Source organism: Saprospira grandis str. Lewin, from assembly GCF_000250635.1.
GTDB classification, from domain to species: Bacteria; Bacteroidota; Bacteroidia; order Chitinophagales; family Saprospiraceae; genus Saprospira; species Saprospira grandis.
The window spans coordinates 740,181-759,415 of sequence record NC_016940.1; the positions used below are offsets into that span (position 1 = coordinate 740,181).

A 19,235-nucleotide genomic window follows, 5' to 3' on the forward strand; every position below is an offset into this window, starting at 1 on the left:
TAGCAGTGGCCCGAAGGGCCAGACCGAAGCGCTTTAGCGCTGAAGGGCCGAGCGAACAGCGAGCTGCGACAGAGCCCGACCCCGAAGGAACTGAGGGGGAAGCCCCTCCTCCTTCTGCATCTCCTATTTAGTCGCCTTGTTTTGTTTGGCTAGGCGGGCTCTTTCTTCATTTTCTAGAGCTAGCGCTTTTTTGCGGCGAGCGAGGGCGGCCTCATATTTGGCCACCGTACCGTCGGCAATGCGGGCTGGATTTTGTTTGGCCTGCGCCAGTTCTTTTTCTAGGCGATTTACTTCCTCTGCATTTGTAGGCAGTTGGCGAACATTCGTGCTAATTTTTGGGCCAGTTTGTTGTTGAGCCTGAGCCGAATGCCCCATAAAAAGCGCTAAAACGACGAAGGCAGAAGCAAATATATTTTTCATTTAACTGTAGTTTGATTGATCTTAAAACGTATGCATTGGCTATTCTGCTGTATGTCCTTATATAACGTAGACTAGCCGTTTTCTGTATTTTTGAGCGGCAAAAACTGTTCTTTTTTTATGCTTGTTGGCTGCTCTAACTGCCGATGTAGTGGAAAATAAAGGCTAACGGAGAGCAGAAAAAGCCCTGATAATAAACAGATTTGCAAGAGTTGAAACTGCTTTTTTGTGCAGCCTTTTGGAGCAGCCTGAAAAAGTAGGGCCTCTAAACGTCTTTGCAATTTTTTCTTAGCCAAAAAGAAGGCCAAAGCCTGACCTTTTTGCTGAAAGGCGGTCATCTTGAGGAGCATTTCGGCATAATTTCGGCGGCTGGGCAGCCGCTGAGCAGCATAATCATCGGCCAAAAGCTCGTTGATTTCCAAGAGTTCTTTGCGAAAAACGTAGTAGAGCGGATGCCAAAACCAAAAAACTTGCAGCAGGCCCAGAAAATATCCAGCCCAGCTATCTCGGCCCTTGAGGTGGCCCAGCTCATGATAAAAAGCGGCCTCTTGCTCGGCCTCCGTAAGGCGATCTAGGGCTGGCGACCATAAAATGTAGTGCCGCAGCAGGCTAAATGTGCTGAAAGGATAGACCTTATAGCCCTTGGGGTAAAGCATCTGATAAGACAGATTTTCTAGCTGTCGATCTTCGGCATAGGATTCTCTACGCAGCCAAAGCAAGCCCCCAAAACGCCATAAAAAACGCAGCAAAAAGTAGCTGGCAAAAAGCAAAAACAACCACTCTAGGGCCCAACGCAGCTCCATCATACGGTCATAATAGGGGTTGGGCTGAAAATCGACCAAGCCAGCCTTTTGCTTGATTTCACAATGGCAAATGCCCTCGCTATTATTCGCCGATTTATAACAAGACAACAACTGCGGATCCTCAATATCTACCTGATTCCAGCCCTCATAACTCTCATAATCAATCCATGTCTTCTCAAAATGATGCTCCAAAGAAGGCATGAGCGTAGGCAAAAGCAAGGCCGCCAACAAAAAAGTCCAAATAAATAATTTTCGATTCTGCCAAGACAATTGCTTTCTTAAGGCCCAATAAAAGAGCGCCCCTGCAGCCAAAAGTAGCGCAGAAAGTAGTAGAAAAATTAGCATAAGCAGATTTTATCGGTCCAATAATTTTTTGAGCTCTTCTAGCTCCGCATCCGTCATATTTTCCTGCTCAATCAAGGCAGAAAGCAAGGACTGCACAGAACCCGAAAAGACTTTCTCTACGGCATTTTCCAAAAAGTCTTGCTGATAACTTTCCTTAGACACCAGGGGATAGTACTGATGACTCCGCCCCTTTTCCATATGCCCAATGTACTTTTTTTTGTCTTGCAAAATGCGCACTATCGTAGAAACGGTATTATAGGCCGGTTTGCTGGCCTCGGGCCAATGCGCCAAGATATCTTTAATATAGGCCCGCTCCAATTTCCATAAAATATCCATCACCTTTAGCTCCAAAGGCGTGAGCATAATTTTCTTTTCCATAAGCTTTAGTTATTTTTCCGCCCAAAAATAAGGCTTTTTCTGCTTTGCCTAAAAGTTCAACGCTAAAGACCACAATATTTAACCCAAAGGAACGTCTTAAAGCCCGAAAAGTCACTTTTTTATCCGCAAAAACAAAAGTTTTCATGTACGCATCCTTCTCGCGCCTCTTGGCCCTTTGCCTAGTCCTCAGTCTTTCGGCCTGCCATCTTCTCGAAATGCCCAACAATAATAGCAGCAACAATTCGAGCAGCGGCAGCGCCACAGCCACCGCCTCGGCCTATATAGAACGCTTCAAACCCATTGCTATTGCCGAAATGAAGCGAACAGGCGTGCCCGCTAGCATCAAAATGGCCCAAGCGATCCTAGAATCTGGCTATGGCCGTAGCGAACTGGCCAAAAAGGCCAATAATCACTTCGGAATCAAATGCGGCAGCGGCTGGACCGGCAAAACCTATCAACTCCGCTCCAAAAATGCCTGCTTTAGAGCCTACAGCAGCGCCGAAGAAAGCTTTAGACAACATTCTGACTTCCTCCGAAATGGAAGCCGTTATGCCGAGCTTTTCAAACTCAAAACTACCGATTATAAGGGCTGGGCCAAAGGCCTCCGAAAAGCCGGCTATGCCACTTCTTCCTCCTACCCTAGCAAACTAATCGAACTCATTGAAAGATACAGACTCCACCAATATGACCAATAATTAGGTCTTTTTTAAGCCTTTGGGGCCTCCGCAGCAAAGCTGCGGCGCTACGTTTCGCAGCTCGCTGTTCGCTCGGCCCTTCCTCGCTTCGCTCCTCGGTCTGGCCTGCGGCCACTGCTGCACATCGCTAGGCCATAAAAAGGCGGACAAGCCGCCCAAAAACAGCAAAAAGCCAGCAGCTCTAGAGCTGCTGGCTTTTTGCTGCCCACTAATCAGGCTAATCCATCAAATTGAACTGCATAAAGGCCAATTTATCTACAATTTCCTCTATCCGCTGAGCGGTGGGCTTGCCCGCGCCATGTCCCGCCGAACGGTCAATGCGTAGCAAAGCTGGCGCATTGCCCTGAGCATTGGCCTGTAGGGCCGCCGCAAATTTAAAGGAGTGTGCAGGTACCACTCGGTCGTCATGATCGGCGGTCATGACCATTGTGGCCGGGTACTTTTGGGCCTTAACATTATGTACCGGAGAATAAGCGTATAGATGCTTAAACTGCTTTTCATCACTGCTCAAGCCATAATCTGCCGCCCAAAAACGACCAATGGTAAACTCCTGATAACGGAGCATATCCAAAACGCCCACAATGGGGAAAGCCACCTTGAACAAATCTGGACGCTGCGTCATGCAAGCCCCAACCAATAGTCCCCCATTAGAACGACCCTCTATAGCTAGTTTATCGGGATTGGTATAGCCCTCCTTGACCAAATACTCGGCTGCTTGGATAAAGTCATTAAATACATTTTGCTTATTTAGCTGCGTTCCCGCCTGATGCCAATCTTTCCCATACTCTCCTCCTCCTCGGATATTGGCCACGGCAAAAATACCGCCTGCCTCTAATAAAGGAATGCGCTCTAGGGCAAAAGAAGGCATAATGCTAATATTAAAGCCACCATAACCATAGAGCAAAGTGGGGCGTTTGCCATCTGCTTTTAGGCCCTTTTTATGGGTAATGAACATGGGAATGCGAACCGTTTCTTTTCCGTTTTTGTAGGTATAAAACACCTGCCGCGTTACAAAGTCTTGGGGATTAAAGGCCAATTTTGGCGCCTGCCAAGTTTCGCTTTTTCGGCTTTTGAGCTCAAAGGTACAAGCGGTAGTCGGAATTGTAAAGGCGCTGACGCTATAGCTACCGCCTTGGCCATTGGGGAAGGCCCGCAAGCTACTAATATCTACCGGGCTATCGCTACCCAAAACCTTGGGCAAATGCAAACGGCCCTTATATTCACCTTTGGCATCATATACCCGCAATTGGTTGCGTACATCTTTGATGTAGTTGGCCACAAACTGATCGCCTAGCATAATGACCGACTCTAGCGCTTCTTTTTGCTCGGGCAAAATAGAGCGCCAATTTTTCTCTTCGGCCTGCTTGAGGTCAATTTCTAGCAATTGGTAATTGGGCGCTTTATAATTGGTCTTAAAATACAGGCGGCTACCCTTATTATTGACCAAGCTATAATCGTAGTCAAAATTACTGACCAAAACCTCAATGCCCGCATCTTTCTGCTTAAGGTTTTTGTAATAAATTCCGTTGCCACTAGTGCTAGCCGTACTATAAATGAGGAGATAGTTTTCATCCTCGGTCACTTCTGGGCTAAAATTGTAATTCGGATGGCTTCTATCGGCAAAGATGAGTTCATCCTCTGCTTGTTTTTGGCCCAAACGGTGATAATATAGCTGATGAAACTCATTTTTGCGGCTATACTTATCCTCTGCTTCATTGGCATCATAGCGGCTATAGAAAAAGCCATTTTCAAACCAGCTCACATTGGAGTAGCGCACCCAATTGACCTCATCGGCCAATACTTTTTTAGTTTTTAGGTCCATCACCTTAATCGTTCGCCAATCGGAGCCCGACTTGCTGATAGCATAGGATAAATAGCGGCCATCTTTAGAAAACCAAAGGCCCATCAAAGAAACAGAACCATCTTTAGAGAGCGTATTGGGATCTAGGACCAATTCTTCTTTGAGGGGGCTCAAACTAGCTGAGCGATAGAGCGGCGATTGATTTTGCAGGCCTGTATTTTTGGTATAATAATAATAGCCACCTTCCTTTCTGGGCGCCGAATAGCGGTTATAGTTCCAGATTTTTTCTAGGCGATCTTTTAGGGCTTCTCGGCCGGGTAGGGCATCTAGATAATTGCGGCTCAACTTTTCTTGTTTGGCCACCCAGGCTTCTACTTTGGGGTCAGTATCTTTTTCGAGCCAGCGATAAGGATCGGCTACTTTTTGGCCAAAATAGTCATCGCTTTGGTTGCCCTTTTCTGTTTTGGGATAAACCAGCTGCAATTTATCGGGATGAATCAGTTGTTCTGCTTCTGATGTTTTTGAAGCCGTTTCTGTTGTATTCTCTGTTGTTTCTTTTGTTTCTATGGGCTCAAAAGTCCGTTTAGGGGCGGAAGGCTGGCAAGCCTGCAGGCCCATGAGGCCCAAAACGGCTAGTGAAAGGGTTATTTTTTTGGCTTTCATTTTATCGGTTTTATGTAGGGAAACTGTTTTTGCTCAAATGTCTTTATAAGGTATAAAAATGCTGTTATTTTTTTGGCCTCTGGCTCGTTTTTTCTGCATTCAATAAAAAACCGATAGCAGCTTTATGCTACTATCGGCTAATGATTATTTTGGGCCGGCTTGGCCTAATAGCTCATTTTAGGTTCTAACTCTTTGGCTTGAGCGATAAAATCTTCTACTTGTTCTAGGCGGGGGACCGCTTTAGTGAGTTTTTTCTCGGCATTGACCTCGGCCATTTTTTGTTGTAGGTTTTCGGCCTTGCGGGTCCGTAATTCTTTGATGGTATCTACGCCAGCGGCCTTGAGCAGTTCGGCAAATTGGCTAGCTACGCCTTTGATGCGGAACATATCGGCCATGCCGGCCCAGGCTAGAATGCGTTTTTTATCGATGCCTGACTTATCGGCTAGTTCTTGGCGGCCTTTGGGGGTACAGGCGGCCTCTAGTAGGCCTTCTACGGTGCTGATTCCCGCTTCGGCTAATTTTTCTTGGTATTTAGGACCAATTCCTTCGATAGCAGATACTTTAGTTGCCATACTCATTGTAATTTGGAGATTATAAAATGATCGTCCCTAAAGCTAAGTTTTTTTGTTTAGGGCACAAAAAAGCCACCCTCCTTTTTGAGGAGAGTGGCTATATCTTTAGCGCTCATTTTGGCGTCCTACAGGCCCGAAGGGCCGCAGGCCTAGCGATGTGCAAGGGTGGCCGTAGGCCAGACCGAAGCGCTTTAGCGCTGAAGGGCCGAGCGAACAGCGAGCCCTGGAACGTAGCGCCTGCCGAAGGCAGGAGGCCCCAAAACAAGAACTATTTTATAGGTGAATGACTTCATCATAGGCGGCGGCGGCGGCTTCCATCACGGCCTCAGACATCGTGGGGTGAGGGTGAACAGTTTTGACCAGCTCCATGCCTGTAGTTTCTAGTTTGCGAACGGCTACCAGTTCGGCCACCATTTCGGTCACATTGGCGCCCACCATATGGCCACCGAGCAACTCGCCATATTTTTTATCAAAAATTAGTTTGACAAAACCGGCATTATCGCCAGCGGCGCTTGCTTTTCCGGAAGCCGAGAAGGGGAACTTACCGATGCGCAGCTCGTAGCCAGAGGCTTTAGCTTGTTCCTCTGTCATGCCGACAGAAGCGACCTCGGGCCAGCAGTAGGTACAGGCTGGAATATTATTATAATCGATCGCTTGAGGGGCGTGCTCAAACTTACCCTCTTTGTAGGCGATAGCTTCTACACAAGTGATTCCCTCAGCGCTAGCGACATGGGCCAAAGCCTGAGTTTCTAGTACATCGCCGATTGCATAAATGCCGGCAACATTGGTCGCATAGACCTCATTGACCTCGATATGGCCAGCTTTGGTTGTTTTAATGCCTAGATTGGCCAGACCGATATTTTCGGTATTGGGGCTTACGCCTACAGCAGAAAGGACCACATCAACGGTGACTTTTTCTACTTTTCCTGTTTTATTGTGTTGGATTTCCACCTCACAGCCTCCATTGGCCAAAGGAGTGACCTTTTGTACAGCGGCTTTGGTTTTAATCTTCATTTTGGCCTTTTTATAGACCTTAGTAATTTCCTTAGAGACATCTACATCTTCGCGGGGAAGGATATTATCTAGATACTCGACCACGGTAACTTGAGTGCCCATGCTATTGTAGAAATAGGCGAACTCCATACCGATAGCGCCAGAGCCCACCACCAACATACTTTTGGGTTGTTTGGCTAGGGTCATGGCCTCGCGGTAGCCAATTACGTGCTTACCATCGATGGGTAAATTGGGGAGCTGACGGGCGCGTGCACCAGTAGCCACAATAATATGTTTGGCCGAATAGGTTTTCTTTTGGCCATTTTCCTCGCTTACTTCTAGTTTTTTGCCGGGCAACAATTTGCCCTCGCCCATAAGGACCGTAATTTTATTCTTTTTCATCAAGAAATTGACGCCGCCGCTCATTTTTTGAGCTACGCCACGGCTGCGTTGCACTACAGCAGAGAAATCGCTTTTGGCCTCAGTTACCTGAATGCCATAATCAGCAGCATGCTGAATATAATTGAATACCTGTGCACTTTTGAGCAGTGCTTTAGTGGGAATACATCCCCAATTGAGACAAATACCACCAAGGGCTTCGCGTTCTACAACAGCTACTTTATACCCTAATTGAGAGGCCCGAATGGCCGTTACGTATCCGCCAGGGCCGCTGCCCAAAACAATGATATCAAAATCCATATTGAAGCATAGTTTTAGTTAAACAGAAAGGATGATCTTTCTGGCAACAAAGGTACAGGTTTTAGTTTAAAAACAAAGCCTGTTTTAAGAAGAGCATAATTGTCTAGATGCCTACCTTTGCATTTAAAACAATAGTCTATGAACATCAGAACGATTGAAGTTTGTCCTTATCGGGAGGACTGGCCCCAGGCCTTTGCCAAAGAAAAAGCGGCCATTTTGAGTGTTTTGCCCAAAAATATGCGGCTCCAAATTCATCATATTGGGAGTACTTCTGTGCCTGGCCTATCGGCCAAACCCATTATTGATTTATTGATGGAAGTAGATAGCTTAGAAGAGCTAGACCAATTGGCCCCAAAGCTAGAACAGCTCGGTTATTTGGTTAAGGGGGAGTTTGGTATTCCGGGCCGCCGCTACTTCCAAAAGGGAGAAATAGAGCGAAGTCATCAGCTACATGCTTTTGAGTTCAACTCCTATGGGGCCAAGCGGCATTTGGCTTTTCGGGACTACCTGCGGCAGTTTGCGGAACATCGGCAGGCCTATGCGGCCATAAAACTGGAAGGCGCTCGTTTGTATCGCTTTGATCCAGCTGCTTATGTGGCCCATAAAAATGATTTTATTCAGCTACATGAGCAAAAAGCCTTGCTTTGGGCCGAGGCGCAGGAAAACAACTAGTTGATATAAGAAGAAAGCCGCCTACACAGTTGTGTAGGCGGCTTTTCTATGCTACTTAGCTTTGATTTATGGCTTTTCTAGGGCCCAGGTCCAAGCTTCTTTTTTTGCTTTTTTGTTGTAGCTCGTGCTCAAGCTAGGGAAGAAAGCAAAACGTAGTTTTTTATTGGCTAGGGGCATATAGCCTCTAAAGATGCGGATTTCTCTTTTGCCAGAAGTTACGGTGAGTTCTTCTAGCTCTCGGATCAAGCCATTTTTGACCAAATAATTCTTTAGGCGAGCCGAGAAACAAAGCACTTGTTCGGCCTGCAAATAAGACATCCAGTCAAAGAAGAAGGCCTGGCAGCGCATGAGGTCTGCCGTGCTGATATTTGTTTCTTTATCGGTATAGAATGGACAATAAGCCGTATCCGTCAATTGGTCCAAAGAGAAGTTGGGAATATAAGCCTTTAGCTCGGGCATAATCTTGGCCCATTTCTCCTGATCGATTTCGCCATCGGGGGCGGTCATTTGTGCGGGATACTCCTGCCCTTCTTCGGCTAGCCAAGCATATTGCAAAAGAACAGTTCCTTTGCGATGGATGGTAGAACTGGCTAGTTGATAGGTCCAATTGCGTTCTGCTTCTGCATGTTGCTGGCAGATATCGCTACTACCAAAGGTTTCGGCTAAGCGAACATAGAGCTCGTCTAAATCGGTACGGCGAACCGCTTCAATCTCGACCACCTCATTTTTGCCTTCTTCTAGTTTGGGGCGCAAATCTTCCTCGCTCAAGTTCAGTTCGGCAATGGCCTCTTCTGCGCGGACCATTTGGAAATCCACCTGGCGTTTTTCCAGATTGGTGCTCGCTACCCGCACCCAAATGGGGTCTCCCATTTTGAAGCGCTCTGAAGAGGAGTGGATATGAAAACGGTCATCTTCTAGCACAAATTGATCATACATATTTTCAAAGCGGAGCATCCCTTCACAGAAATTCTCGTCTAGGGCGACAAAAATACCGTATTCGGTCATGCCCGTGATATGGCCCTGAAAAACCTGGCCCAAACGGCCCTGTAAATATTCGGTTTGTTTGTACTTGATCGACTCCCTTTCGGCATCCATGGCATTACGCTCCTTTTTGGAGATATGTCCACAGATTTCTTCTAATTTCTCTGAGGTATAAGGCGGCTTTTCATTCATTAAGAAGTGCTGCAAATTTCTATGCACCAATACATCCGCATAACGGCGAATAGGTGAAGTGAAATGCGAGTAATCTTCAAAGCCAAGGCCGTAGTGTCCAATATTTTGGGTAGAATAAGCAGCCTTCGACATGGTGCGGATGCCCAACTGATGCAAGACCGCATGCTCGGGTTTGCCCTCAGCCGCTTTCAGCATCTTATTAAAGGCGCCAGCTACTTGCTCCACATCCTGAATCTTTAGGCGATAGCCCAATTGAGCGGCAAATTTTCCAAAACCATTGACCTTCTCCATATCGGGCAGATCGTGAATACGGTAAACAAAAGGAATCTCTTTGCCTCCATTGCGGTAGATATTCATAATCTTGGCCCCTACACGGCGGTTAGCCAATAGCATAAAGTCCTCGACCAACATATGCGCATCTTTGCGATGCTTGAGGTAAACATCTACGGGTTTGCCATCTTCATCTAGTTTGAAGCGTACTTCTGGCGACTCAAAACTGATGGCTCCTTTCTTAAAGCGAGCTTTGCGCAAAATATGCGCATAGCGATTGAGGATGCGCAGCTCTTGGCTGTAGGGTCCTTCTGCCCCATCCAAAATTTCTTGGGCCTCTTCATAGGCAAAGCGCTGGTCCGAATGGATAACCGTTTTGCCAAACCACTCTTCTACCACATGGCCTTTGGCGTTGAGCTCAAAAAGGGCCGAAAAAGTCAGTTTATCTTCATGTGGGCGCAAAGAGCAAACCCCATTAGATAGCTTTTCGGGGAGCATAGGTAAAACGCGATCGACCAGATAGACAGAGGTGGTCCGCTTGGCGGCTTCTTTATCTAATGGACTTCCCTTGGCCACATAATAAGTTACATCAGCAATGTGGATACCGATTCGATAATTGCCATTGTCCAGCATTTCTACCGAAAGGGCATCATCAAAGTCCTTAGCTGTAGCGGGGTCAATCGTAAATGTAGGAATTTGGCGAAGATCTAGGCGCTTTTGGATTTCCGATTCGGGAATTTCCAGTGGAATAGCTTCTGATTCGGCCATAACTTCTTCTGGAAAATCGAGTTCGAAGCCTTGTTTAATCAGGATAGACTTCATTTCGATATCATTGCCGCCGGCTTTGCCCAAAACGGTTGTAATAACGCCCTTGGGGTTATCATTGCTATTGGGTTTGGGCCATTCGGTAATATGCACCACTACCTTATCATCACTTTGGCCCTCCATCAGGCTGTTGCGGTCCACAATAATATCCATAGGGACCGTATTTTCATCGGGAATGACGAAGCAAAAGCGCTTAGACACCACCAGCGTACCGATAAAGGTTTCTCGGTTGCGTTTTAGGATCTTAATCACTCGGCCCTCGGGTTTCCCACGGCGAGAGAGGCGCCATTTTAGCTGCACCAAATCGCCTTTGAGGGCGCCTTCCAATGCCCCTTGAGGGACAAAAACATCTCGGTCCAGTTCTGCATCATCGGGAACAATATAGGCCGCGCCTGAGCGGGTGGGGTCTACCGTTCCGGTAGTCATTTGCCAGCCCGATCCTTTTTTGCGATTATCTCGGTTATTTCGTCCCGACTGTCCTTGGCCATTGCGGTCATTTTCCACCAATCGTTGTTGGTAAAAGCGGTCGATACGGTAGCGGTTGCCCCTAGCCAGCGGATAAATTACGCCTTCTTCTTTCAGGCTGTCTAGGGCCGACTGCACAGCATCTGAGCTATTGGCAATAGGTAATTTTCTAACAATATCTTTCACGCCCAGGCGGGCCTTATGGTCATTGATAAAAAGTTTAGCAATTTGGCTTTTCAGTTCTCCAGCGCTCAATTGCTTCTTGCGCTTCGATTTATTTTTTTTCTGTGCCATATTTTTTTGTTTAGTGCTGCTCTTGGGGCCCTGGCGGGGCCATATTTAGAAAACAGAGCAGTTGGGCGGCCTGCCTTTGCAAGCCTATATTGATTAAATCGGGCTGCCTCAATTTTCGGAGGCCTTATACCCAGTTTATGCTAGTCTTTTTTTTGCGTTCTATTGGACTAGTCTTTTTATGATTGATTTGGGGCTGCCCCTTCGCTTCGCTCGGCCCTGCAGCCCTTCGGGCTTTGGTCTGCCGCCTTTGGCGGCCCTGCTATCCATCCCTCAGCCGTTAGGCCCTGCGGGCCTTTTGGGGGCATTCGTTAAAAGCGCTTTAGCTTATTTTAAGTTCGTTGGGGGGGGATATTATTTGGTTTAGGGGGGTGTTTTTGTCTTCTTTAGGGTTTGGGGCTAGGCGTCTGGGGTGGAATTGGCCCAGCGCTGCGGAGCGGGTGGCCCACAGGGCCAGACCGAGTCCTTTTGCTGCAAAGCAGCAAAAGGCGAAGGGCCGAGCAGGCTTGCGAGCCCCGCAGCATAGCGGCGGCCGACCTAGGCGCAGCCTAGCCGGCCGCGGGCCCCAAAAAAATTAAAAAAGATTATACATCTTCTAGAATTTCTCCATCTAGGGTAATTTGCAAGCGTTTGCTCTGCGTAGTATTTTCTTTGAGCAATTGGCCTTGGGCGTCGATATGGCCCTCTACTCTTTGGATGCTCCAATCTTTGGCGACGGTGCAGACCATTTGTTTGATGCCATCTTCTAGGTAAAGCGTTCCGGCCAAAATTTTATGATCAATAATGTGGCCAGCGAGTGAAAAAGTGGCTAAAAAGTAGGCGCTACCTTCCAAAGAAGCCTGCCAATAGACCAGGCCTAAGAACTTTTCGCTTTGGGCTAGGCAGAAGCAGGGCATAAATTCGGTAAACTCGTCTAGTTCTTCGCCATATTCCAGCACAAACTCGTACATCCAGGCTGCATTCAGGGGTTCATGTGCTTCTGAGATGAGCTTTTCGGTATCGGAGCTAATGCTTAGAGGAAGTTCTACGGGCGGAAAAAAGTTCAAAAAATCTTCAAAACGCAGCTTTTCTTTCTTTTTGGGGATAATTGGGCCGGTTGTTCCTTGGAACCCCTCTTGATGTAAAAGCATTTTTTGCATCTAGGTACTATACGTTGTTTAGTGAATCGATTAAAGCTAAGGTTTTTTGTTGGCTTTTGCAAGGGCAAAGGGGCAACAAAAGAAAAGGTCACCGAAGGCATTCGGTGACCTCTTGGCCCAAAAGGGCGATATAATTTAGTAGCGGTAGTGTTCTGGTTTGTAAGGACCTTTTACCGTTACGCCGATGTATTCGGCTTGTTCTTGGCTAAGTTCTTCTAGCTCAACGCCAATTTTGGCGAGGTGTAGGCGGGCTACTTCTTCATCGAGATGTTTGGGTAGCATGTATACATCCTTGCCGTACTCATCTGTATCGCGTTTGGTCCAAAGTTCGATTTGGGCCAAAGTTTGGTTAGTGAAAGAGTTTGACATTACGAAAGAGGGGTGTCCGGTAGCGCAACCCAAGTTCACCAAGCGGCCTTCGGCCAAAACGATGATATCGTTTCCTTCGATGTTATAGAGATCCACCTGAGGTTTGATTTCTACTTTAGTGCTGCCGTAAGTTTTGTTCAACCAAGCCATATCGATTTCGTTATCGAAGTGGCCGATATTACAAAGAATAGTTTTGTCATTCATCATGCGGAAATGCTCTTCGCGGATGATGTCTTTGTTACCTGTAGCGGTAACAATGATGTCGGCACGAGGGATAGCGTTGCTCATCTTTTTCACCTCAAAACCGTCCATAGCAGCCTGAAGGGCACAGATGGGATCGATTTCGGTAACGATTACACGGCAACCAGCACCACGCAAAGAAGCGGCAGTACCTTTTCCTACATCACCGTAGCCACCTACAACAGCTACTTTACCGGCCAACATAATGTCGGTAGCACGGCGGATAGCATCTACAGCAGACTCGCGGCAGCCATATTTGTTATCAAACTTAGACTTAGTTACAGAGTCGTTTACGTTGATAGCGGGCATGGGCAAAGTCCCTTTCTTCACACGCTCATATAGGCGGTGTACCCCTGTAGTGGTTTCTTCAGAGATACCGAATACGCCTTTGGCCATTTCGGGATATTTGTCCAAAACTACATTAGTCAAATCTCCACCATCATCTAGGATCATGTTCAAGGGCTCGCCATCTTTAAAGCTACGTAGTGTTTGCTCTAGGCACCAGTCGTACTCTTCTTCCGTCATACCTTTCCAAGCAAAAACGGGTACACCAGCGGCAGCGATAGCAGCAGCGGCTTGATCTTGAGTAGAGAAAATGTTACAAGAAGACCAAGTTACATCGGCGCCAAGGGCTACCAAAGTCTCGATCAAAACAGCAGTTTGGATAGTCATGTGCAGGCAACCTGCAATGCGAGCTCCTTTAAGAGGTTTGCTCTCTCCATATTTCTCACGTAGGGCCATCAAGCCAGGCATTTCTGCTTCGGCTAGGGTAATTTCTTTGCGGCCCCAGTCGGCTAGCGAGATGTCTTTTACTTTGTAGTTCAACTTATTTACTGTTTCCATTCAGTTAAAAACTAGATTGAGTGATAAAATCAGCACAAAAGTACAATTTTATCCCTGATTTACAAAATATCTTAAGCTATTGATTATCAAAGCTAATCATTCTTTAGTACGATACGGTAGCGGGCCTTGCCGGCTTCCAAATGGGCGATGGCCTCATTGATTTGGCTCATGGGGAACTCCTGCACCTGGGGGTAGATATTGTGGCGTAGGCAAAACTCAAACATTTTGAGCATATCGCTGGGGCTAGCCACGGGGCTACCGCCCACAGACTTCTGTCCGCCAATCAAGCTAAAAGCAGGAATCTGCATAGGTTCAAGGACGGCTCCTACGGTATGGAATCGGCCATTGGGGGCTAAGCAACTGAGGTAGGCGTTCCAGTCTAGGCTTACATTGGTTGTATTGATGATAAAGTCAAGCTGGCCTTTCATTTGGGCCAGACTTTCGGCAGAGCGAGAATTGACTACTTTGCTGGCGCCCATGGCCAAAATTTCCTCCGTTTTATCGGGATTAGAACTAAAGGCCACCACCTCACAGCCCCAGTACTTCAAAAACTTGAGGGCCAAATGGCCTAGGCCACCAATACCAATCACGCCCACCTTATCGGTAGGACGAACGCCTGTATTTAGGATGGGATTAAAGACCGTTGCACCTCCACAGAGCAAAGGCCCCGCCTTGCTCATATCGGTTCCCTCTGGTAAAGCAATCGCCCAAGACCAATGCGCCCGAACATGAGAGGCAAAACCGCCATGTCGGCCAACAATAACGCCCTGCGCCTCGCCACAAAGATGTTGCTCTCCGCCCATACAGCTAGGGCAATGCATACAAGAAGAAGAGAACCAACCGACCCCAACCAAATCGCCTACTTTTAGGCCTTTAACCTCGGTTCCGGCAGCAATAACTTCCCCAACAATTTCGTGCCCTGGCACAAAGGGGTAAGTCGTATTGCCCCAGTCGTTGTTAAGCATGCTTAAATCAGAGTGGCAAAGTCCACAATAATGCACCTTAATATCGACCTCTTCCTTGCCCAATTGAGGCAATTCGTAATCAAAAGGCTTGAGTTTTCCGCCTGCTTTTTCAGCAGCATAAGCTTTTACGTTCATCTTTTTTGGTTGTATTGATTGTATGTAGTTTCTAAAGAGAAAAATGCTCAAATTGTTTAGGCCCAAAGGAGACCTAAGGACAAAAAAAAAGAGCCCAAAACTGGACTCTTTTTATACTTTATCGGTAGCTGATTAGCCTTGGATGCTCAACAACTCTAACTCAAAAATGAGGGTAGAGTGAGGAGGAATGTCATTTCCTGCACCATTGGCACCATAGGCCAAAGCAGAAGGAATGTATAGGCGCCACTTAGAACCTACAGGCATCAATTGCAAAGCTTCTTGCCAGCCCTGAATCAAGTTACCTACAGGGAAAGTAGCAGGCTGTCCGCGCAATACAGAACTGTCAAATACTTTTCCGTTGAGTAGACGACCTTCATAGTGAGCTACTACGGTGTTTTTAGCCGTGGGGATATCTCCATTGCCCTCTACCAATACCTCATATTGCAAACCACTCTCGCGGCTAACAATTTCCTCACGCTTAGCATTCTCTTCCAAGAAGCTCTTCTCTTGCTCTACAGATTCTGCAGCCTGAGCAGCAGCAATACCTTGCATGTAGGTTTGTACCGCCTGCGAAGCAGCTTGTAGCTCTTCGTTAGTTGCAGACATGCCAAAAATAGCTTGGATACCTTGACCCATTGCTTCTACATCCATATCCTGAGGATTCACTTGATTGGCGAGATTGCTACCAAGCAAAAGCCCAATTTGATAACTAAGTTCTTTCATAAGTTGATTTCGATTGTATAAATTCTGTCGCAATGATACAAAAAAGCGCTCGCTATCCCAAGGATGCAAGCGCTCTTTCTAAATTCTCTGGCCTTTACTCAATCGCTAGTAGTTCTACCTCAAAAATGAGGGCCGAGTTGGCCGGGATTTTACCCGCCGCTCGCTGACCATAGCCCAAATCAGCGGGAATATAAAGCTTGTATTTGGCCCCTACAGGCATGAGTTGTAACCCTTCCTGCCAGCCTCGAATCACATTGCCCAAAGGAAAAGAAATAGGCTGCCCACGATCCACAGAACTATCGAAAACAGTTCCATCAATCAAGGTCCCATGATAATGCACCTTCACTTTGTTGTTGATGCTGGGCTTTCCTCCAACCCCTTCCTTAAGGACCTCATACTGCAATCCCGATTCGGTCACTTTGACCTCGGGACGCTTGGCATTCTCCGCCAAAAAATCTTGGCCCTTTTTCAAGTTAGCCTCGCCAGCCTTGGCCTGCATATCCTGAAAAGTCTTATTGACTAACTGCTGTGCCGCCGCTTGGTCCATCAAAGGCTTCACCTCAGCATCCATGGCAGCTTGCAATCCAGCCAACAATTCTTTGGTATCTACATCATTGTATTCCATCCCCATGGCCTTGAGGTTACTCCCCAAAAGCATCCCATAAGCATAGCTAAAATTATCCCCTTGAGGGGCCGCTTCCTGATTAATCACAGGAGCTGTAGGCGCTGCCTGTGCTGGCTCTCCGCAAGATTGTAGCCCATAACTGGCAGTAAACAAACCAGCTGCAAAAAGAAGACGAGTCGTCCATTTCATACTATATCCTGTTTTATATTTTTTACTATTTTCTCCCCTAATTTACCAAAAATAATTCCATTTGCTCAAGTCTGCCCTCCCAGATTAGTGGAAGATTAACAATCTGCTGTTATTTTTTTGGGGCCTCCGCCTCCCTTCGGTCGTCGGCGCTACGTTTCGGGGCTCGCAGGCCTGCTCGGCCCTGCAGGCAGGCTGCGCCTGCCTTTGGTCTGCGGCTGCGCCGCCCCCCTGCACATCGCTAGGCCAAGGCAGACGCCTAGGCCAATTCCCAAAAGCTTAATAAGGATCTACATCAATGACTACTCTCAGCCCACTTAGCCCATCTTTTTGCCGTAACAGCTCCTGCATATCTCTAATTTTGTCTTTGGCGGCCCGCAGGCTTTTTCCTCCTCGGCCCAATTTGATTAAGAGGTCCATGAGGTAGTAGGTCCGCACCCTAGAAATAGAAGGCTCGGCTGGCCCCAGCACCCGATCGCCCAAACGAGATTGCAAAAACTTGGCCCCCCATTCTGCTGCCATCAGGAGCTGGTCCCGCTTTTTATGCTTAAACTGAATCTTGATCAAGCGTTGAAAAGGCGGATACTTAAAGCTGCGGCGCTCGGCCAGCTCCCTTTGCTGAAACTGCTGAAAATTATGCTGCAAAACCTCCCGCAGGATTTCATGTTCGGCCTGATAGGCTTGAATAAGGACTCGGCCCTGCTTTTTTTTCCGTCCAGCTCTTCCCGCTACCTGCGTCATCAGCTGAAAGGCGCGTTCATTGGCCCTAAAATCTGGAAACTGCAGCATTTGGTCGGCCGATAAGACGGCCACTAGGCCCACATTGTCAAAATCTAGCCCCTTAGTAACCATTTGCGTCCCAATCAAAACATCAATTTGTCCATCGGCAAAGCGGTTAATCAAGCGATCATGTCCATTTTTTCCCCGAACCGTATCCCAGTCCATTCGCTCTAGGCGAGCATCGGGCAAAAAGATTTGGAGCTCATCCTCAATCTTTTCTGTTCCAAAACCAATAATCTCTAGTTCATGGCTACCGCAGGCATCGCAGCTTTTGGGCAAAGAACGCTGATAGCCACAATAGTGGCAGCGTAAGTTATTGCTATACTTATGGTAGGTCAGACTAACATCACAATCCTTGCATTCTGTGGTCCAGCCACAGCTTTTGCAGCGGTATAGGGGGGCATATCCTCGGCGATTTTGGAACAAAATCGCCTGTTCTCCATTGGCCAATGTTTCTTTGAGTGCATCGAGTAAATGGCCCGAAAAAATGCCGTGCATGCGTTTTTCTCGTTGCTGCTCGCCAAGGTCTACAATTTCTATTTTGGGGAGGGCCAGACCTCCAAATCGTTGATCTAATTGGACCAAGGCATATTTCTCCTCCAGCGCATTCTGATAGCTTTCTAAAGAAGGCGTGGCCGAGCCCAGCAAAATATTGGCCCCATGCAAATGGGCCATAAATACAGCTGTATCTCTGGCATTATAGCGGGGAGCGGGATCTTGCTGCTTATAAGAAGGGTCATGCTCCTCATCAACTAAAATGAGGCCCAAAGACTGAAAAGGCAAAAGCAAAGCCGAGCGAGCCCCCAAAATAATGGGAACGCCTTCTTGTACGGCCCGCCAAATTTCTACTCTTTCGTTATTATTGAACTTAGAGTGATAGACCAGAATTTGGTCGCCAAAATGTTTTTGTAGGCGGCCCACAATTTGGGCCGTTAGGGCAATTTCTGGCAATAAATACAATACCTGTTGTCCTTGCCCTATATAATGCTCCATTAGCTCGACAAAAACCTGTGTTTTTCCGCTACCCGTTACCCCATGTAGCAAAACGGCTTTTTTATCAGCAAAATGTTGCAGGCAGCTTTCGTAGGCTTGTTGTTGTTGTTCGGAGAGGGCATAATTGCCCTCAGCCTCGCCATCATAATCATCTAGGCGAGACAACTCTTTTTGATAGATACTAAAGATGCCCTTATCTACTAACTTTTTGAGTAGGGCACTATCTATTTTGGCCCTTTCGTAGAGTTCTTTTTTGCGGACCTCTTTTTGTTCTCGGCCCAACTGCATAAAGGCCATGAGGGTATCTATTTGTTTATGGGCTCGGCTACCAATAACATCAAAGGCTTCTTTTATACTGCTCGGATTGTTTAGTTCGTAGGGTGGGGCCAAGGCCACCCAATCTTCCATTTTGGGTTTGTAGCGTTCTTGCAGCTCTTCTTTGAGTTGGACCAACTGTTTATCGAGTAGTGATTTGACCAACTTGTGCACCGACTTGAGTTTGAGCATTCGTTGGATATCGCTCAGGCTGAGTTCCCTTTTTTTTTGCAATTGTTCGATGACCAGTGCTTCATCGCCTGGTAATTCTTGGTGCAACTGCATCCAAGGTTTGGCCTCATAGTTTTCGGCGAGAAGGAGTTTGCTTTCTCCGGCTAATTTGAGGCCAGCGGGCAAGGCGGCGGCCATCAGCTCGCCCATACTACAGAGATAATAGGTAGACATCCATTCCCAGAGGCGAAACTGCTCTTCGGTGACTACGGGAAAATCATCGAGGACCGAAATAATGGGGCGGGTTTGGTAGGCGGGTTTTTCTTCTGTAATGGAGTATACTAAACCAGCGTATCGGCCTTGTCGCCCTAGTTGCACCTCTACTCTTACGCCCTTTTGCAGCCATTCTTTAAGGTGAAAGGGGACCGAATAGGTATATAATTTAGCTAAAGGCAGGGGCAGAACAACCTCGACATAGGTTCCTTTTTTTTCTGCGCCTCCTCCAGATTCAAAGAGGTCTAACAAACTAGATGCGGACATAGGCGGTATCATAAATTTATGAGTGGCGAATATAAGGAACTCTAGACAGAAGCGCAGAACTCCTTTTGGCTAAAAAAGAAAAAAGGAAAACTTGTTTGGGAAGAGAGCCCTAGCGAAGAAGGTCCATTTGGCCTAGCGATGTGGAGGGG

Annotated in this window: 16 protein-coding genes; 2 read left to right on the top strand and 14 right to left on the bottom strand. The window is 47.2% G+C overall.

Annotated elements, in window-relative coordinates; all coding sequences use genetic code 11:
• Positions 1 to 123 precede the first annotated feature (123 nt).
• From SGRA_RS03195 to SGRA_RS23745, 4 genes are all read right to left on the bottom strand, one after another.
• On the bottom strand, positions 124 to 420 hold the full coding sequence (locus tag SGRA_RS03195; protein ID WP_014373715.1) for a hypothetical protein: 297 nt from the start codon (positions 418 to 420) through the stop codon (positions 124 to 126).
• 71 nt (positions 421 to 491) lie between these two features.
• On the bottom strand, positions 492 to 1,565 hold the full coding sequence (locus SGRA_RS03200) for a M56 family metallopeptidase (protein ID WP_014373716.1): 1,074 nt from the start codon (positions 1,563 to 1,565) through the stop codon (positions 492 to 494).
• Positions 1,566 to 1,574: 9 nt separating this feature from the next.
• Positions 1,575 to 1,943, bottom strand: coding sequence for a BlaI/MecI/CopY family transcriptional regulator (locus tag SGRA_RS03205; RefSeq protein ID WP_002659997.1), 369 nt, complete (start codon positions 1,941 to 1,943; stop codon positions 1,575 to 1,577).
• Positions 1,864 to 2,088, bottom strand: a complete 225-nt coding sequence (locus SGRA_RS23745) for a hypothetical protein (protein ID WP_014373718.1) — start codon at positions 2,086 to 2,088, stop codon at positions 1,864 to 1,866. The genes SGRA_RS03205 and SGRA_RS23745 overlap by 80 nt, the downstream gene beginning before the upstream one ends.
• On the opposite strand from SGRA_RS23745, the gene SGRA_RS03210 reads away from it, so the two are divergent.
• Complete coding sequence (locus SGRA_RS03210; protein WP_014373719.1) at positions 2,087 to 2,638, top strand: glycoside hydrolase family 73 protein; 552 nt, start codon at positions 2,087 to 2,089, stop codon at positions 2,636 to 2,638. The two genes, SGRA_RS23745 and SGRA_RS03210, sit on opposite strands and share 2 nt — an antisense overlap.
• Positions 2,639 to 2,855: 217 nt before the next feature.
• On the opposite strand, the gene SGRA_RS03215 is transcribed toward SGRA_RS03210, so the two are convergent.
• From SGRA_RS03215 to lpdA, 3 genes are all read right to left on the bottom strand, one after another.
• Entirely contained in the window at positions 2,856 to 5,102 is a 2,247-nt protein-coding gene (locus SGRA_RS03215; protein ID WP_014373720.1) for a prolyl oligopeptidase family serine peptidase, read from the bottom strand.
• Between the two features lie 164 nt (positions 5,103 to 5,266).
• Entirely contained in the window at positions 5,267 to 5,674 is a 408-nt protein-coding gene (locus SGRA_RS03220) for a DUF4332 domain-containing protein (RefSeq protein ID WP_014373721.1), read from the bottom strand.
• A 273-nt stretch (positions 5,675 to 5,947) separates the two neighbouring features.
• Positions 5,948 to 7,366 carry a dihydrolipoyl dehydrogenase gene (lpdA, locus tag SGRA_RS03230; protein WP_014373723.1) on the bottom strand — a complete coding sequence of 473 codons (1,419 nt, stop codon included), beginning with the start codon at positions 7,364 to 7,366 and terminating at the stop codon, positions 5,948 to 5,950.
• 138 nt (positions 7,367 to 7,504) lie between these two features.
• Between lpdA and SGRA_RS03235 the strand changes: the two genes are divergently transcribed.
• Positions 7,505 to 8,038, top strand: coding sequence for a GrpB family protein (locus tag SGRA_RS03235; RefSeq protein ID WP_014373724.1), 534 nt, complete (start codon positions 7,505 to 7,507; stop codon positions 8,036 to 8,038).
• A 66-nt stretch (positions 8,039 to 8,104) separates the two neighbouring features.
• Here the strand turns inward: SGRA_RS03235 and rnr are convergent, their stop codons facing one another.
• The 7 genes from rnr to priA all read right to left on the bottom strand — a co-directional run bounded on the left by rnr (position 8,105) and on the right by priA (position 19,086).
• Complete coding sequence (gene rnr, locus SGRA_RS03240) at positions 8,105 to 11,065, bottom strand: ribonuclease R (protein ID WP_014373725.1); 2,961 nt, start codon at positions 11,063 to 11,065, stop codon at positions 8,105 to 8,107.
• Positions 11,066 to 11,646: 581 nt separating this feature from the next.
• The gene (locus SGRA_RS03250) at positions 11,647 to 12,192 is read right to left on the bottom strand and encodes a hypothetical protein (protein WP_245538628.1); all 546 of its coding nucleotides are present in this window, start codon (positions 12,190 to 12,192) and stop codon (positions 11,647 to 11,649) included.
• A gap of 144 nt (positions 12,193 to 12,336) precedes the next feature.
• Positions 12,337 to 13,653, bottom strand: a complete 1,317-nt coding sequence (gene ahcY, locus SGRA_RS03255) for an adenosylhomocysteinase (protein WP_014373727.1) — start codon at positions 13,651 to 13,653, stop codon at positions 12,337 to 12,339.
• Positions 13,654 to 13,745: 92 nt separating this feature from the next.
• The gene (gene ahr / locus SGRA_RS03260) at positions 13,746 to 14,753 is read right to left on the bottom strand and encodes an NADPH-dependent aldehyde reductase Ahr (protein WP_014373728.1); all 1,008 of its coding nucleotides are present in this window, start codon (positions 14,751 to 14,753) and stop codon (positions 13,746 to 13,748) included.
• Positions 14,754 to 14,885: 132 nt separating this feature from the next.
• Entirely contained in the window at positions 14,886 to 15,476 is a 591-nt protein-coding gene (bamJ, locus tag SGRA_RS03265; protein WP_014373729.1) for a BamJ family beta-barrel-assembly machinery protein, read from the bottom strand.
• A 94-nt stretch (positions 15,477 to 15,570) separates the two neighbouring features.
• Positions 15,571 to 16,290, bottom strand: a complete 720-nt coding sequence (gene bamJ, locus SGRA_RS03270; protein WP_014373730.1) for a BamJ family beta-barrel-assembly machinery protein — start codon at positions 16,288 to 16,290, stop codon at positions 15,571 to 15,573.
• A gap of 276 nt (positions 16,291 to 16,566) precedes the next feature.
• Entirely contained in the window at positions 16,567 to 19,086 is a 2,520-nt protein-coding gene (gene priA / locus SGRA_RS03275) for a replication restart helicase PriA (RefSeq protein WP_014373731.1), read from the bottom strand.
• Positions 19,087 to 19,235 lie beyond the last annotated feature (149 nt).

Bases quoted from the DNA above. Each gene is read 5' to 3' on its own strand.
- SGRA_RS03220 (WP_014373721.1), bottom strand. From the start codon at position 5,674: ATGGCAACTAAAGTATCTGCTATCGAAGGAATTGGTCCTAAATACCAA.
- SGRA_RS03235 (WP_014373724.1), top strand. From the start codon at position 7,505: ATGAACATCAGAACGATTGAAGTTTGTCCTTATCGGGAGGACTGGCCC.
- ahr (WP_014373728.1), bottom strand. From the start codon at position 14,753: ATGAACGTAAAAGCTTATGCTGCTGAAAAAGCAGGCGGAAAACTCAAG.
- lpdA (WP_014373723.1), bottom strand. From the start codon at position 7,366: ATGGATTTTGATATCATTGTTTTGGGCAGCGGCCCTGGCGGATACGTA.
- SGRA_RS23745 (WP_014373718.1), bottom strand. From the start codon at position 2,088: ATGAAAACTTTTGTTTTTGCGGATAAAAAAGTGACTTTTCGGGCTTTA.
- rnr (WP_014373725.1), bottom strand. From the start codon at position 11,065: ATGGCACAGAAAAAAAATAAATCGAAGCGCAAGAAGCAATTGAGCGCT.
- SGRA_RS03250 (WP_245538628.1), bottom strand. From the start codon at position 12,192: ATGCTTTTACATCAAGAGGGGTTCCAAGGAACAACCGGCCCAATTATC.
- priA (WP_014373731.1), bottom strand. From the start codon at position 19,086: ATGTCCGCATCTAGTTTGTTAGACCTCTTTGAATCTGGAGGAGGCGCA.
- SGRA_RS03195 (WP_014373715.1), bottom strand. From the start codon at position 420: ATGAAAAATATATTTGCTTCTGCCTTCGTCGTTTTAGCGCTTTTTATG.
- SGRA_RS03205 (WP_002659997.1), bottom strand. From the start codon at position 1,943: ATGGAAAAGAAAATTATGCTCACGCCTTTGGAGCTAAAGGTGATGGAT.
- bamJ (WP_014373730.1), bottom strand. From the start codon at position 16,290: ATGAAATGGACGACTCGTCTTCTTTTTGCAGCTGGTTTGTTTACTGCC.
- bamJ (WP_014373729.1), bottom strand. From the start codon at position 15,476: ATGAAAGAACTTAGTTATCAAATTGGGCTTTTGCTTGGTAGCAATCTC.
- SGRA_RS03210 (WP_014373719.1), top strand. From the start codon at position 2,087: ATGTACGCATCCTTCTCGCGCCTCTTGGCCCTTTGCCTAGTCCTCAGT.
- ahcY (WP_014373727.1), bottom strand. From the start codon at position 13,653: ATGGAAACAGTAAATAAGTTGAACTACAAAGTAAAAGACATCTCGCTA.
- SGRA_RS03200 (WP_014373716.1), bottom strand. From the start codon at position 1,565: ATGCTAATTTTTCTACTACTTTCTGCGCTACTTTTGGCTGCAGGGGCG.
- SGRA_RS03215 (WP_014373720.1), bottom strand. From the start codon at position 5,102: ATGAAAGCCAAAAAAATAACCCTTTCACTAGCCGTTTTGGGCCTCATG.